General features: G+C 31.5%; 16 protein-coding genes (1 of these 16 running past the window's edge). 7 read left to right on the top strand and 9 right to left on the bottom strand.

Features of this window, described 5'->3' with window-relative positions; translation table 11 throughout:
• Nucleotides 1–187 precede the first annotated feature (187 nt).
• The 6 genes from surE to ACN5J5_RS03255 all read left to right on the top strand — a co-directional run bounded on the left by surE (nucleotide 188) and on the right by ACN5J5_RS03255 (nucleotide 4,043).
• Nucleotides 188–958 carry a 5'/3'-nucleotidase SurE gene (gene surE, locus ACN5J5_RS03280; protein ID WP_418645883.1) on the top strand — a complete coding sequence of 257 codons (771 nt, stop codon included), beginning with the start codon at nucleotides 188–190 and terminating at the stop codon, nucleotides 956–958.
• Nucleotides 946–1,233 (top strand): hypothetical protein, encoded by a 288-nt coding sequence (locus ACN5J5_RS03275; RefSeq protein ID WP_418645882.1) that lies wholly within the window; start codon nucleotides 946–948, stop codon nucleotides 1,231–1,233. Before surE ends, ACN5J5_RS03275 begins: the two co-directional genes overlap by 13 nt.
• Nucleotides 1,234–1,243: 10 nt before the next feature.
• Nucleotides 1,244–2,353, top strand: a complete 1,110-nt coding sequence (gene lpxB / locus ACN5J5_RS03270; protein WP_418645881.1) for a lipid-A-disaccharide synthase — start codon at nucleotides 1,244–1,246, stop codon at nucleotides 2,351–2,353.
• A gap of 80 nt (nucleotides 2,354–2,433) precedes the next feature.
• A complete protein-coding gene (locus ACN5J5_RS03265) occupies nucleotides 2,434–2,949 on the top strand; it encodes a C40 family peptidase (RefSeq protein ID WP_418645880.1) in 516 nt (171 codons plus the stop codon).
• Nucleotides 2,950–2,952: 3 nt separating this feature from the next.
• Nucleotides 2,953–3,450, top strand: coding sequence for a C40 family peptidase (locus tag ACN5J5_RS03260; RefSeq protein WP_418645879.1), 498 nt, complete (start codon nucleotides 2,953–2,955; stop codon nucleotides 3,448–3,450).
• Between the two features lie 134 nt (nucleotides 3,451–3,584).
• Nucleotides 3,585–4,043: a helix-turn-helix domain-containing protein gene (locus tag ACN5J5_RS03255; protein WP_418645878.1), complete on the top strand. Its 459-nt coding sequence runs from the start codon at nucleotides 3,585–3,587 to the stop codon at nucleotides 4,041–4,043.
• Between the two features lie 10 nt (nucleotides 4,044–4,053).
• On the opposite strand, the gene ACN5J5_RS03250 is transcribed toward ACN5J5_RS03255, so the two are convergent.
• The 4 genes from ACN5J5_RS03250 to secDF all read right to left on the bottom strand — a co-directional run bounded on the left by ACN5J5_RS03250 (nucleotide 4,054) and on the right by secDF (nucleotide 9,831).
• On the bottom strand, nucleotides 4,054–4,449 hold the full coding sequence (locus tag ACN5J5_RS03250) for a hypothetical protein (protein WP_418645877.1): 396 nt from the start codon (nucleotides 4,447–4,449) through the stop codon (nucleotides 4,054–4,056).
• A gap of 157 nt (nucleotides 4,450–4,606) precedes the next feature.
• On the bottom strand, nucleotides 4,607–5,596 hold the full coding sequence (gene obgE, locus ACN5J5_RS03245) for a GTPase ObgE (RefSeq protein WP_418645876.1): 990 nt from the start codon (nucleotides 5,594–5,596) through the stop codon (nucleotides 4,607–4,609).
• Between the two features lie 47 nt (nucleotides 5,597–5,643).
• Complete coding sequence (locus tag ACN5J5_RS03240; RefSeq protein WP_418645875.1) at nucleotides 5,644–6,765, bottom strand: adenylate kinase; 1,122 nt, start codon at nucleotides 6,763–6,765, stop codon at nucleotides 5,644–5,646.
• An 87-nt stretch (nucleotides 6,766–6,852) separates the two neighbouring features.
• Nucleotides 6,853–9,831: a protein translocase subunit SecDF gene (gene secDF / locus ACN5J5_RS03235; protein ID WP_418645874.1), complete on the bottom strand. Its 2,979-nt coding sequence runs from the start codon at nucleotides 9,829–9,831 to the stop codon at nucleotides 6,853–6,855.
• A 194-nt stretch (nucleotides 9,832–10,025) separates the two neighbouring features.
• Between secDF and ACN5J5_RS03230 the strand changes: the two genes are divergently transcribed.
• The gene (locus tag ACN5J5_RS03230) at nucleotides 10,026–11,702 is read left to right on the top strand and encodes a formate--tetrahydrofolate ligase (RefSeq protein ID WP_418645873.1); all 1,677 of its coding nucleotides are present in this window, start codon (nucleotides 10,026–10,028) and stop codon (nucleotides 11,700–11,702) included.
• Between the two features lie 78 nt (nucleotides 11,703–11,780).
• On the opposite strand, the gene ACN5J5_RS03225 is transcribed toward ACN5J5_RS03230, so the two are convergent.
• The 5 genes from ACN5J5_RS03225 to thrS form a co-directional block, all read right to left on the bottom strand.
• Complete coding sequence (locus ACN5J5_RS03225; protein ID WP_418645872.1) at nucleotides 11,781–12,380, bottom strand: hypothetical protein; 600 nt, start codon at nucleotides 12,378–12,380, stop codon at nucleotides 11,781–11,783.
• Between the two features lie 86 nt (nucleotides 12,381–12,466).
• On the bottom strand, nucleotides 12,467–12,811 hold the full coding sequence (rplT, locus tag ACN5J5_RS03220) for a 50S ribosomal protein L20 (protein ID WP_068701169.1): 345 nt from the start codon (nucleotides 12,809–12,811) through the stop codon (nucleotides 12,467–12,469).
• 93 nt (nucleotides 12,812–12,904) lie between these two features.
• Nucleotides 12,905–13,102 (bottom strand): 50S ribosomal protein L35, encoded by a 198-nt coding sequence (gene rpmI / locus ACN5J5_RS03215; RefSeq protein WP_418645871.1) that lies wholly within the window; start codon nucleotides 13,100–13,102, stop codon nucleotides 12,905–12,907.
• Between the two features lie 45 nt (nucleotides 13,103–13,147).
• Nucleotides 13,148–13,666 carry a translation initiation factor IF-3 gene (gene infC, locus ACN5J5_RS03210; protein WP_418646525.1) on the bottom strand — a complete coding sequence of 173 codons (519 nt, stop codon included), beginning with the start codon at nucleotides 13,664–13,666 and terminating at the stop codon, nucleotides 13,148–13,150.
• A 73-nt stretch (nucleotides 13,667–13,739) separates the two neighbouring features.
• Nucleotides 13,740–15,527, bottom strand: the 3' portion of a protein-coding gene (thrS, locus tag ACN5J5_RS03205) for a threonine--tRNA ligase (protein WP_418645870.1). The gene runs 159 nt beyond the window's last position; the window shows 1,788 of its 1,947 coding nt (coding positions 160–1,947); its start codon lies off the right edge, out of view — the gene reads right to left on this strand; its stop codon occupies nucleotides 13,740–13,742.

The following is a 15,527-nucleotide window of genomic DNA, read 5'->3' as shown; positions in this document are numbered from 1 at the left end:
ATTTAAAAACTGATGTTATTAAAAAAAGGTAGAAATAATAAAAATAGATAAATCAATAATAATTCGTATCATATTTTTGATGTTAGATTACTACAAGTTTACGTATAAAATAAAGGAGTTTATCTTTACAAAATGTTAAAATAATAATGCTTTTTTTATGTTACATTTGTTGTAAAACTAATAAATAATGCAAGAAAGACCTTTGATTTTAATAACTAACGACGACGGAATTACAGCGCCTGGTATTCGTATGCTTATTGAAATAATGAACAAAATAGGAGACGTTGTAGTGGTAGCTCCAGATAATCCGCAAAGCGGAATGGGGCACGCAATAACAGTAAATAACGTGCTACACTGTAATCCTATTACCATTGATGAAGGTCCGCAGATTGAATATAGTTGTTCTGGTACGCCTGCAGATTGTGTAAAAATGGCAAAAAATGAAATTTTAAACAGAACACCAGATTTATGTGTTTCAGGAATTAACCACGGATCAAATTCATCAATAAATGTTATTTATTCTGGTACCATGAGTGCTGCTGTAGAAGCTGGTATTGAAGGGATTCCTGCCATTGGTTTTTCTTTGTTAGACTTTGATTGGCATGCCGATTTTAGAGCCGCTAAAAAATTTATAGAAAAAATTACTTTAAATGTTTTATTAAACGGATTACCAGACGGTGTGGTTTTAAATGTAAACATTCCGAAGTTAAAAGAAAACGAAATAAAAGGAGTGCGTGTTTGTCGTCAGGCAAATGGATATTGGAAAGAAGATTTTGAGAAACGTAAAAGTCCGCATGGTAAAGAATATTATTGGTTGTCGGGCGAGTTTGTAAATAGAGATAAAGGACAAGATACCGATGTTTGGGCGTTAGAAAACGGATTTATTTCGATAGTTCCTGTACAGTTTGATATGACAGCGCATCATGCAATTCAAAAAATAAATTCATGGGAAATATAAGAAAAGAAGTAGTAATCGGAGTTTTAATATCTTTATTAGCCACTGCATCTGGACTTTTTATTTATTTAGAATTTATATCTGACGATACAGTGAACGAAACTTTTAAAAAAGTAATTGAAGGCGGTGTTTTAGGACCTGTGTTAGCTTTGGCAGCGATTCCTAATTTATTTGTTTTTTGGATCTTTTTAAAAAAGAATCAAGATTACAGAGCAAGAGGTGTTTTAATTACCACCGTAGCAATTGCCTTAATAACGCTGATTTTAAAATTTATTTAAGCACGATTAAATGAAATATTACATTCTTGTAGGAGAAGCTTCTGGCGATTTACACGGAGCTAATTTGATGAAATCTTTACTAAAAGAAGATCCAAATGCTGAAATACGTTTTTGGGGTGGAGATTTAATGCAACAAGTTGGTGGTACGCTTGTAAAACACTACAAGGAACGTGCTTTTATGGGGTTTGTAGAGGTGCTAGTGAATTTGCGTAAAATATTAGGCATGATGTCTTTTTGTAAAAAAGATATTGCTCAATTTAATCCAGATGTGCTTATTTTTATTGATAATTCAGGTTTTAACCTTCGGATAGCTAAATGGGCAAAACAACAAGGTTTTAAAACTAATTATTACATTTCTCCTCAAGTTTGGGCAAGTAGAGCAGGCAGAGTTAAAGATATAAAAAGAGACATTGATCAAATGTTTGTAATTCTTCCTTTTGAAAAAGAATTTTATAAAAAATACAATTATGATGTACATTTTGTTGGGCATCCGTTGATTGATGGAATTGCAGGTAGAGAACAAATAGATGTCGCTTCTTTTAGAGCCACACATAATTTAGGGAATAAAGACATTATTGCTTTATTACCAGGTAGTAGAAAACAAGAAATAACCAAAATGTTATCGGTTATGTTATCATTAGTTGATGATTTTTCTAGATATCAATTTGTTGTAGCAGGCGCGCCGAGTCAAACAAATGAATTTTATCAAGAGTTTATTGGCGATAAAAATGTAAAGTTTATCAGTAATAAAACTTACGATTTATTAAGTATTTCGCATGCAGCTTTGGTTGCATCAGGAACAGCAACTTTAGAAACCGCTTTATTTAAAGTGCCTCAGGTTGTTTGCTATAAAGGAAGTAATATTTCGTATCAAATAGCAAAACGAATTATTACCTTAAAATATATTTCGTTAGTAAATTTAATAATGGATAGAGAGGTTGTAAAAGAATTAATTCAAAACGATTTTACAAAAGAAAACTTATCTAAAGAGTTGCAACGAATTTTAGAAGCCGATCATCGCGAAAAGTTGTTTTTGTCTTATTTTGATTTAGAACAAAAGTTAGGCGGAAAAGGAGCGTCTGAAAAAACGGCTAAATTAATTGTAAACGGATTGAATTAGTACATGTCTTATCGAGCGCAGTCGAAAGATATAAAGAATGTGTTGAATTAAACCTCGACTGCGCTCGATTTGACAATAATATGATAAAAAAGATACTCTTTATTTTAGCGCTTTCTTTTTTGATGATTTCTTGCGGATCCTCAAAAAATGTAAAAACGTATAAAAAACCAAAAAAAAGAACTCATAAATCATCTACTTCAACAAAAAAACCGTCTGTTGCAGATAAAATTGTTTGGACAGCAGTTACCTACAAGGGTGTGCCTTATAAATATGGAGGAACTACAAAAAGAGGAATGGATTGCTCAGGTTTATTACACACTTCTTTTAAATACCGAAATGTTGAATTGCCGAGAACTTCTCGAGAAATGTACACTAAAGGATATGATATTTCTTTGCGTAATGTAAAACGTGGCGATTTATTATTTTTTAAAACTTCAAGAAAAAGAGGAAAAGTAAATCATGTTGGTTTGGTAACTTCTACAATAGGAGGAGATATTAAATTTATACATTCCACCAGTTCTCGCGGGGTTATTGTAACTTCTTTACATAGTCATTATTGGAAAAAAGCATTTGTTAAGGCTAAAAGAGTTTTGTAAATAATGAACAAAAATTGGTTTTTATTTATTGTAATTATCGGATTTATTATTTTTCAGTTTTCTAAGACCCAAAATGAAGAATTAAAAAAAAGTAATGATAAAGTTGAATTAACTACGGTTAGTAAGTTACTTGAAATAGCAAACTCACACAAGGGAGTTTCTTATAAAGCAGGAGGGACTACTAAAAACGGAATGGATTGTTCTGGATTGGTACATACTTCGTTTAAAAAAATAGGAGTTGTATTACCACGATCATCAAAAGAAATTAGTTTTAAAGGAACTAAAATTACTTTGGATGAAGTAAAAATTGGCGATTTATTATTTTTTGATATCGCGCGTTTAAAAGGCGGAATAAATCATGTTGGTTTGGTAACTTCTGTTATAAATGAAGAGATTTTATTTATTCATTCAACAACTTCAAAAGGTGTGATTATCTCATCAATGAATGAAAATTATTGGAAAAAGGAGTTTGTAAAAGCAAAACGGATTCAATTAAATTAACAGTTTTTATCGCCAAATAATTAGTGTCGTATTGCTGTCATATAACTGTCGTTGGACTATCGTATAGATTTTAATGTTTATAAATAAGTAACTTTTATTTTTGCCAACAAATAATAATACACATCTTACAAATAATGGAGTCAACAAAAATTAATTTACGAGAAATTAAAAAAATGAGATTAGAGCGTCATTGGTCTCAAGAGCAATTGGCAACTATGAGTGGTTTGAGTATTAGAACTATTCAGCGAATTGAAAATGGTGAAAATGCAGGTTTAGAATCGATAAAAGCATTATCGGCTGTTTTTGAAACAACAATTATAGATTCTGACAAAAAGGTAGAGTTAGAATTGGTAAAAAAACAAGAAATCTATATTCAGCAATTAAAAGGTTTTTATAAACTAGTTGCCATTGCTTTATTAAGTTTATTTGTACCGTTAATTTTAGCAATTAATGATGCTAGCCTTTGGAGTGTTTTTTTATGGGTATTACTTTCTTGGGTAATATTAATAGGTATTTATGCTTTGAATGTTTTTAATTTTTTTGGTGATAATTGGAAAAAGAAAGTGATTGACAAAAAGTTTGGAAAGAAATAACAAGGTACATTTACTTTTTATTTCGTCTTAAAACAAAGCTTAAAAATGCAATGCCAATTAATATATAGAGTAGATAAGTTAACTGAACATTTAAAAAGAACGAATTGTATAAATAAATTGCAAGTAAAATTATACCAAAAATAAACAACGTGTTCTTTAAATAATCAGCAGTATTATTAGTTGATTCAACGTTTTTTTGATTGGGAAAATGTTTTAATTTGAATCCGTTTTTAAAATCAATGTATTTTACGGTTAAAATCATAAAAACTAAATAAGAAAGAAAAATAATTGAAAAAGAGAAGGCAAATATTTTAATTCCATTCATGTTTTTCCAATCATTAATTAAAGACAAACCTGCATACAGAATTACTAAAATTAGTGGTATTGATTTAAGTATTCTTTTCATCAGTATTTATTTTTATGGAGTAATGTATAAATAACGTTATAAAAACACAAAAAGCTGTTAGAAAAGCAAAAGTTTTGTCAATCTAAATTTATTTAGAAATAACGAGCTTAATTACTTTATAAAACAGCTTTTTATAAAATGTATCTTTAAAAGAATATTAGTTTAACATATCCCATAATTTATCTTTTAGTTCTTGTAAACCTAATTGGGCTACAGACGAGATAAATAAGGTGTCGATACCTTTGGGTAAGTCTTGTTTAATTTCTTCTTTTAATTCATCGTCTAACATATCAGATTTTGAAATGGCAAGTAAACGATCTTTATCTAATAATTCAGGATTGTGTTTGCGTAACTCGTTTAAAAGAATTTCATATTCTTTTTGAATATCATCACTATCCGCAGGAATTAAAAATAATAGGGTAGAATTACGTTCAATATGTCGTAAAAAATAATGCCCTAATCCTTTACCTTCAGCAGCTCCTTCTATAATTCCAGGAATATCAGCAACCACAAAACTTTTATGATTACGGTGTTCTACAATACCTAAATTAGGTTTTAAAGTAGTAAAGGCATAATCGGCAATTTTAGGTTTTGCTGCTGTAATAACTGATAATAAGGTAGATTTACCTGCGTTAGGAAAACCAACTAAACCAACATCCGCTAAAATTTTAAGCTCTATACGAAACCATCCATCAAGTCCGTCAATACCAGGTTGTGCATAACGTGGTGCCTGATTTGTAGATGATTTAAAGTGCCAGTTACCTAAACCACCTTTACCACCTTGTAATAAGATTACATCTTGATCGTGTTGGGTAACTTCGTGTAAAATCTCATCAGTATCAGCATCACGAACAATAGTACCTAAAGGTACAGGAACAATAATGTCTTTTGCATCGTGCCCAGTACTACGACTACTACTACCGTCTCCACCAGATTCTGCTCTAAAATGACGTTTAAATTTTAAATGGAAAAGTGTCCACATACTTTTGTCACCACGTAAAATGATGTGACCTCCACGACCACCGTCACCTCCGTCAGGACCACCTTTAGTAATGTATTTTTCACGATGTAAGTGTGCTGATCCTCGACCTCCTTTACCAGAAGATGCGTAGATTTTTATATAGTCAACAAAATTTCCTTCAGTCATTTTTTCAAATATTTAAAAAGAAAGAGAGTTCTTCCTTTTTATGTAAATTATAATGTATCAAATACGGTTGATAAACGTTGTGTAATCTCTTCGATAGAGCCAACACCGTTTATGCCATAATAATTACCTTGTTCTTGGTAAAAATCTTTTAAGATAGCTGTTTTTGTATTGTATTCGTTAAAACGGTTTCTAATTTTACCTTCATCAGTATCATCTGTTCTTCCGCTAGTTTTACCTCTTTCTAATAAACGACCTACTAATAAATCTTCTGGCACTTCTAAAGCAACCATACCGTTAATTCGTTCGTTTTTTTCGCCTAAAAAAGCATCTAAAGCTTTGGCTTGCGATTCTGTTCTTGGAAAACCATCAAAAATAAATCCGTTTGCATCCGTATTTTTTTCAACTTCAGCTTTTAGCATGTTTATAGTAACTTCATCCGGAACCAAGTTTCCGTCATCCATATATGTTTTGGCTAATAAACCTAGTTCGGTTTCATTTTTAATATTAAAACGAAAAACATCTCCTGTAGAAATATGTACTAAATTGTATTTTTCTTTTAATAAATCTGCTTGTGTTCCTTTTCCGGCACCTGGAGGGCCAAATAATACGATGTTTTTCATTTTGGGTTGTGTTGTTGTTAATTGGTGTATAGCTGGTAAATTTCTTCCATAACCGTTGTAATCTAATCCGTAACCAACAATAAATTTATCTTCAATATTTTTTCCGACATAATTTATGTGTAATTCTTTACGATATACATCTGGCTTAAAAAAAAGTGTAACTATTTTTAATTCTTTTATTTTTTTTGATGCAAAGATTTTATAAATCTCTTGTAATGTTACACCGGTATCAATAACGTCTTCTAAAATAATAACCGTTCGGTTGGTTAAATCTTCATTAATACCAATAAGTTCTTTTACTTTTTCTGTTGATGTTGTGCCATTGTAAGAGGCTAGTTTTACAAAACTAATTTCGCAATCGCCTTTATATTCGCGTAAAAAATCGGCAGTAAAAACAAAGCATCCATTTAAAATTCCGATAAACAAAGGAACTTCATCTTTGGGTAAATCTTTTTTTACTTGTTGCGCTAAATTTTTAACAATAGTAGCAATTTCATTTGAAGAAATGAATTCTTTAAAATATAAATCGTGGAGTTTTGTAATTTTCATCAGACTGCAAAGATAGTTGCTTGATTGTAAATGAAAAAACCGTTTTGAATATTATTCAAAACGGTTTTTGTAAAATATATATTGTTGTTATGCTTTGTCTTCTTTTTTAGAAGCATCAAACATAATTGGTGTTGCAACAAATAAAGATGAGTAAGTACCTACAATTACACCTACAATTAATGCAAACATAAATCCTTTAATACTGTCTCCTCCAAAGAAAAAGATTGCTAACATTACTAATAAGGTAGTTAAAGAAGTGTTTATTGTTCTTCCTAATGTGCTACTTAATGCTTTGTCAACTAAACCGGCAGTTAATGAATTACTTTCGGCTGCATATTCTCTAATTCTATCAAAAATTACCACGGTATCATTTAATGAGTATCCAACAACTGTTAAGATGGCTGCGATAAATGATTGTCCGATTTCCATATCAAAAGGCATGAATTTGTAAAAGATAGAGAAAACTCCTAATACTACTAATACATCGTGAAATACTGCTGCTACTGCACCAATAGAGTATGACATTTTTCTAAAACGTAATAAGATGTATAAGAATACTACAAGTAACGAACCGATTACTGCCCATAAAGCTGATTTTTTAATATCATCAGCAATGGTTGGCTCTACTTTCATGTAGCTCATAATTCCGCTACCAGCTTTTTCAAATCCAGGTTTAAAGTCTTCGTAAGAAGTTGTACCTAAGTAAGATTTTAACCCTGTATATAAAGCATTCTGCACTTGTTCATCAACCTCAGTACCTTCTTCATCAATTTTAAAAGTAGTGGTAATTTTTAATTGATGATCAGAACCATAAGTTTTAACTTCAGGAGCAGCTTCAAAAGCACCTTGTAATGTAGAGGCAACTTCAGTAGCATTCATTGCTTGGTCGAAACGAACAACATAAGAACGACCTCCTTTAAAGTCTACACCTTGTTTTAATCCTAAAGTAAAGATTGAAACTAAACCAGTAAGGATAAAGAATCCAGAAATAATGTAAGCTAATTTACGTTTCTTTAAAAACTCGATACTAATATTGTTAAACCAGTTTTTAGAGATATTTGTGTTAAATGTTAAGTTGGTTCCTTTATTAACAGCTCCGTCTATAAATAAACGAGTAATAAAAATTGCAGTAAATAAAGAAGTAGCAATACCTAGCATTAAAGTATATGCAAAACCTTTAATTGGTCCTGTGCCAAAAACAAATAAAATAAGTCCTGTTAAGAAAGTTGTAATATTTGCATCAATAATTGCAGATAAAGCTCCTTTAAAACTAAATCCTTCATCAACTGCTGTTGCTAAACTTTTACCACCTCTTAAAGCTTCTTTAATTCTTTCGAAAATAATAACATTTGCATCTACCGACATACCTATGGTTAAGATAATACCAGCAATACCAGGTAATGTTAATACTGCGTTGAATGATACCAACCATCCGAAGATAAATAAGATGTTTACTAATAAAGCAATGTTTGAGAATAAACCAGATTTACCATAGTATAAAACCATCCATACTAATATTAATAATATAGCTAAACCGAATGACCAAATACTTGCATTAATAGATTCTTGACCTAATGATGGTCCAACAACCTCCATTTGAATAATTCTTGCAGGAGCAGGTAATTTACCCGCTTTTAATACAGTAGATATATCTTGCGCCTCTTCAACAGTCATTGTTCCTCCAGAAATTTGAGTACTTCCTCCTGTAATCGCTCCGTTTACAACTGGTGCAGTATAAACATAATCATCTAAAACAACGGCAACAAATTTACCAACGTTTTCGCTAGTCATTTTCGCCCATTTTTTAGTTCCTACACCGTTCATTAACATAGAAACAACAGGCTTACTTAATTGATCAAAATCTTGATTAGCATCAGCAATTACATCACCATCAATAGCAGCTTGATCGTTTCTGTTAGATTTTATAGCATATAAACCAATAATTTCAGCACTACCATCAGCACTACCTTGTGCTTTGTAATCCCATAAAAACTTCACATACTTTAAATTAGCAGGTAATAAAGCTCTTACGCTTTTGTTTGCTAATAAACTGTTTACTTTAGCGGTATCTTGTACTTTAGCCTGTGCAACTAAAGAACTCATTTGTTGTTGATTTTGAGCTACGTTAGGAAACAAGTAAGTAAATAAGTTTTTCTGATTTTCAACTTTCGTAGAATCTGCAGAAGCACCTAATAAATCATCAATATTATCTGTTTTAGCAGAATCTTTAGCTTGCGTTGTAGTTGAATCGTCTTTTAATAACTCAGCAACTTTAGCATTTGCAGCAAAGAAAAAGTTTTGAACTTCAGCATTTGTATATACTTCCCAAAACTGTAATTCGGCAGTACTAGTAATTAATTTAGTAACACGCTCAATATCTTTAGCACCTGCTAATTCAATTTGAATTCTACCAGAAGTTCCAATACGTTGTATACTTGGCTGTGTTACACCAAATTTATCAATACGGCTACGTAATACTTCAAAAGAAGTATTGATAGAAGTATTAATTTCTTCTTGAAGAACTTCTTTTACTTCAGCGTTTGTTTTGTTGAAGTCAATTTTTTCACGTAAAGATTTTGTTCCAAAAATTGCAGGATCACTTAATTTAACGGTTCCGTTACTTAATGTTTCGAATTCGCTAAAAAATAAATCTAAATAATTTTCTTGACTATTTTTTTGAGCTTCGTTTGCTTTTGCTAAAGCATCTCTAAAAACAGTATTGTTAGAGTTGTTTGCTAAAGCTACTAAAATGTCTTTTACAGATACCTGTAAAATAGCATTTATACCACCTTTTAAGTCTAAACCAAGGTTCATTTCACGCTCCTTAATGTCGTTATAAGTGTACTTAGAAACTCCTAAATTTACAACTTCATTGTTAGCAACGCTGTCAAGATATTTTCTTTCAAACTTAGCTAACTCTCTACCGTTATTGTCTTTAACGTTTTCTTTTGCATATACTTTAGCGCTATCTTCTACTTTATTAGCAAAAAATGTAAACGATAATTGGTATAAGCTTACTAACCCAAAAAGGATAGCAAATAATTTAATAAGACCTTTGTTCTGCATCTATAATAATTTAAATCGAGTTCTTTTTTAAAACGTGCAAATATAGTATTTCAAAAAAGATTTGCCAATTCTTTTATCATATTTATCTCATTCGATTAAGTTTAGTTAAATAAAGCTAATGAATGGCAATTTTTATAGGGATTATATTATGTATATTTACTTGAAATTAATAACGGAATTATAGACAATTTTTAATGGCACATTTAACAGATATAGAAATTGCGCAAGCAAAAGATTTACAGCATATTAAGTATATAGCAAATAAACTAAAGGTGGTTGAAGATGATTTAGAGATGTACGGAAAATACAAAGCTAAATTGCCATTAAGTTTAATTGATGATGAAAAAATAAAAGAAAATAATTTAGTTTTAGTAACCGCCTTAACTCCAACTCCAGCCGGAGAAGGTAAAACAACCGTTTCTATTGGTTTAACAGAGGGTTTAAATAAAGTGGGTAAGCAAGCTACTGTTGTTTTACGAGAGCCATCTTTAGGACCTGTTTTTGGTATAAAAGGTGGTGCCGCTGGTGGTGGTTATTCTCAGGTGGTACCAATGGAAGATATCAATCTTCATTTTACAGGAGATTTTAATGCTATTGAAAAAGCAAATAATTTATTGTCTGCTTTAATTGATAATAATTTACAGAGTAAGGTTGGTAATTTAAATATAGATCCGCGTACCATTCTTTGGAAACGTGTTATTGATATGAACGATCGTGCTTTGCGTCAAATAACCATTGGTTTAGGCGGAACAGCAAATGGAATTCCTCGTGAAGATGGATTTAACATTACACCTGCATCCGAAGTAATGGCAATTATTTGTATGGCAACCAGTTTTAATGATTTAAAAGAACGATTAGGAAATATTTTTATAGGTTTTACTTTTGATAAAAAGCCAATATTCGCAAGAGATTTAAAGGCACAAGATGCAATGGCAATTTTATTAAAAGATGCTATTAAACCAAACCTTGTACAAACATTAGAAGAGAATCCAGCAATTATTCATGGTGGGCCTTTTGCAAATATTGCACAAGGAACAAATACAATTTTAGCAACAAAAATGGGATTGTCGTTATCTAACTACGTGGTAACAGAAGCAGGTTTCGGAGCCGATTTAGGTGCTGAAAAGTTTCTAAATATCAAATCTCAATACGCAGGTTTAAATCCTAAATGCGTTGTGTTGGTTGCAACAGTTAGGGCATTACGTCACCACGGAGGGGCTACTAAAGAAGAATATAACACGCCAAGTTTAGTGCGTGTTACTAGCGGATTTAAAAATTTAGAAAAGCATATTGAAAACATCCGGAAATTTAATATTGAACCAGTTGTTGCTATCAATTCATTTATTTCTGATACAGATGATGAAGTAAATTTTGTAATTGATGCGTGTAAAAAGCTAGGCGTTGATGCAGTTGTTTCAGAAGGATGGGCAAAAGGAGGTGAAGGAACAAAAAATTTAGCAAATGCTGTAGTTAATGTTGTTGAAAATAAAGCAACTCAGTTTAAACCGTTGTACGATTGGAAAAGTCCTGTGAAAGATAAAATAGAAACAATTGCGAAAGAAATTTACGGAGCAGTGGGAGTAACTTACGATAAAAAAGCGGAATTAAATTTACGTAGAATTGATCGATTAGGGTTTAGTGGTTTTGCAGTTTGTATGGCAAAAACACAAAAATCTTTTTCAGATAATGATAAGCTTATCGGAAAACCAGAAGGGTTTACGATAAATGTGCGTGAAATTGAAATTGCTGCCGGTGCACAATTTGTTATACCTATTTTAGGTAAAATGATGCGTATGCCTGGGTTGCCAGCAAAGCCAGCATCAGAAAATATGAGTATTGATAATAACGGGGTAATTTCGGGATTGTCTTAAAAATAAACTTTATATTTTCTAAACAAATAAACCCGAGTTAAACTCGGGTTTATTTGTTTTATATCTTTAAAGGTATAATTAATTTACACCTCGTTGCTTGTTAATTTCGTCTTGTAATTGTCTACGTAATTTTTGCTCTTTATCTATTGATTTCTTCTTGTATCGTTCAAATTCATCCTCAACATTCGCTAATAAATCTTTAGCTTCTTTGGTAACGGCACTACTGTTACTAAATTTGAAAATAAAAAAACCTAAACCAAATATTAGTACACTTATAATACTCATTAATATAGTATTATAAGTAGCTTTATCTAGCGGGATACCTATAAAAGAAATAGCACCTTCTTTTTCAATAGAAATAGATAAATTGCTCTTTAAAGTATTAATTTCTTCTTTTAATAAGTTTGCATTTTTTAATTGCGTATTAATATTAAATTGTTTTGCTGCTACATCTTTTTTTAATACTGAAACACTGTCAAGAATGTTTTTTTGAAAGCTGTTAAAATGCGTACGCTTAATCATTTTATATTCTTGCCAATTATTAGATAATCGGTAAATTTTAGTAAACTGATTTTCTATCGTGTTTGGTAGCGAATCTACTTGCGTTCTAGATAAACGTTTTTGAGCAGCAATATTTTGTGTAATAAGTATAAGTAATAATATTCTTAGCGTTTTCATAGATTAGAATTTTATGTAAATATAATTGATTTAAAAAAACCCAAACGATTAAGTTTGGGTTTTTAGTATAAGCAAGGTTATGAAACTTATTTTACTTTTTCTACAATGGCCTTAAAAGCTTCTGGGTTGTTCATTGCTAAATCGGCTAAAACCTTACGGTTTAATTCGATGTTATTAGCTTTAACTTTCCCCATAAACTGAGAGTAAGACATTCCAAACTGACGAGCTCCTGCGTTAATACGCTGAATCCATAATGAACGGAAGTTTCTCTTATTGTTTTTACGGTCACGATAAGCATATGTCATCGCTTTTTCTACCGCATTCTTTGCTACTGTGTAAACGTTTTTACGTCTTCCAAAGTAACCTTTTGCTGCCTTCAAGATTTTTTTTCTTCTTCTTCTTGAGGCTACTGAATTTACTGATCTTGGCATAATTCAAATGTTTTTTGTAGTAGGCGATCGAAAATAATCGATACTTTATTGAGCCTAACTCCATGGTTAATAATTAAATTCCCTGGCTAACAATTATCTTAAAACTAATTGTTGCTTAATGTTTGCTTCATCAGACTTGTGTACTAATGTCGCGTGTGTTAAAGCTAGCTTACGTTTTTTAGACTTCTTTGTTAAGATGTGGCTTTTAAACGCGTGCTTTCTTTTGATCTTTCCAGAACCAGTTAACTTAAAACGTTTCTTGGCACTAGACTTTGTTTTGATTTTAGGCATCTTTGTTTTTTAGTTTATCTTGCTTATATATTATTAATGATATTGTTATTTGGTCTTTTTAGGAGCAATAAACATAATCATACGTTTTCCTTCTAGTTTAGGCATTTGTTCTACCTTACCGTAATCTTCTAATTCTTGAGCTAATTTTAATAATAAAATTTGCCCTTGTTCTTTAAATACAATCGAACGTCCTTTAAAGAAAACGAAAGCTTTTAATTTAGCACCGTCTTGTAAAAACTTAATTGCATGTTTCTTTTTAAACTCATAGTCATGCTCATCGGTTTGTGGTCCAAAACGAATTTCTTTTACAGTAACTTTAGTAGCTTTTGATTTTAAAGCTTTTTCACGTTTCTTTTGCTCGTATAAAAACTTTTTATAATCAATAACTTTACAAACAGGAGGAACAGCTTTAGGTGAAATTTCAACTAAATCTAATTCTTGCTCACGTGCTATTTCTTTGGCTTTTTCCAAAGGATAAACACCAACCTCAATGTTTTCGCCTACAAGACGAACTTCATCAACATATCTAATTTTTTCGTTAATTCTATGTTGATCTTCCTTGATTACTCTGAGCGGTCTACGTCCGCCTCTTCTTCTAATTGCTATAACTTATGTATTTAAAAATTAGTATCTTTTTTTAATTTCCAAAAGGAACTAATACATCGCTAACCTCTTTTTTTATAAGAGAGATAAAATCTTCGATTGTATAAGTACCTATATCACCTTCTCCGTGTTTCCTTACAGATACTGTGCCATCTTGTTCTTCCTTTTCACCAACAATAACCATAAACGGTATTTTGTTAACTTCGGCATCACGTATCTTTCTTCCGGTTTTTTCACTTCGGTTATCTACCAGGGCGCGAATTTCGGAATTTTCTAACAAAGTTAAAACTTTTTTAGTATATTTTTGATATTTCTCACTGATTGGCAGTATAGTAACTTGCTCCGGAGTTAACCAAAGTGGAAAATTACCTCCTGTATGCTCTAATAAAACAGCAATAAATCGTTCCATCGACCCAAAAGGTGCGCGGTGAATCATTACCGGACGGTGTAATTCGTTGTCACTTCCTTTGTAATTTAAGTCAAAACGCTCTGGTAAATTGTAATCTACTTGAATGGTTCCAAGTTGCCAACTTCTACCTAAAGCATCTTTTACCATAAAATCTAGTTTAGGTCCGTAAAAAGCAGCTTCGCCTTCTTCTATTACAAAATCCAGCCCTTTATCGGTGGCAGCATTGATAATAGCTTGTTCGGCTAATTCCCATGTTTTTACTTCTCCTATATATTTATCAGGATTTTCAGGGTCTCTTACAGAAACTTGTGCTGTAAAATCTTTAAAACCTAAAGAACCAAAAACATATAGTACTAAATCAATAACATTTTTAAATTCTTGATCTAATTGTTCTGGTGTACAAAAAATATGAGCATCATCTTGCGTAAAACCACGTACACGAGTCAATCCGTGTAACTCTCCACTTTGTTCATATCTGTAAACAGTTCCAAATTCGGCAAATCGTTTTGGTAAATCTTTATAAGAGTGAGGTTTAAAATTGTAAACTTCACAGTGATGAGGGCAGTTCATAGGCTTCAATAAAAACTCTTCGTCCATTTTCGGAGTTTTAATTGGCTGAAAACTATCTTCACCATATTTTGCATAATGACCAGAAGTAACATAAAGTTCCTTTTGCCCAATATGTGGAGTCATTACCATTTCATATCCTGCTTTTTTCTGAGCAGCTTTTAAGAAATCTTCTAAACGACCACGTAAAGCAGCTCCTTTTGGTAGCCATAAAGGTAAGCCTGCACCTACTTTTTGAGAAAAAGTAAATAACTCTAATTCTTTTCCTAGTTTTCTATGGTCACGTTTTTTAGCTTCTTCTAATAATTCTAGATATTCCGTAAGTAATTTTTGCTTCGGAAAAGAAATACCATATATACGAGTTAGTTGATTGTTTTTTTCATCGCCTCTCCAATAAGCACCGGCAACATTCATTACTTTTATTGCTTTGATAATTCCTGTATGTGGTATATGTCCTCCTCTACATAAATCAGTAAAGTCACTATGGTCACAAAAGGTGATTTCTCCATCAGTTAAGTTTTCAATTAACTCAACTTTATATTCATTTCCTTCTTTTTTATAGTAGTCTAAGGCATCAGCTTTAGAAATAGAGCGTAATTTAAACTCATGTTTACCGCGAGCTAATTCCAAAAATTTCTTTTCAATAGCAGAAAAGTCTTTTTCAGAAATTGTTTCATCACCTAAATCTATGTCATAATAAAAACCATTATCAATTGCAGGTCCAATAGTTAATTTTGCTGTAGGGTGAAATTCTAAAATAGCTTGCGCTAGTACGTGGGCAGAAGAATGCCAAAAAGCTTTTTTTCCACCTTCATCGTTAAAAGTATATAGTATTAAAGAGCCATC

Source organism: Tenacibaculum insulae (assembly GCF_964512435.1).
Taxonomy (GTDB): Bacteria; Bacteroidota; Bacteroidia; order Flavobacteriales; family Flavobacteriaceae; genus Polaribacter; species Polaribacter insulae_A.
Note: the sequence above shows the minus strand (reverse complement) of the source record. Positions and strands in the feature narration are given on the sequence as shown.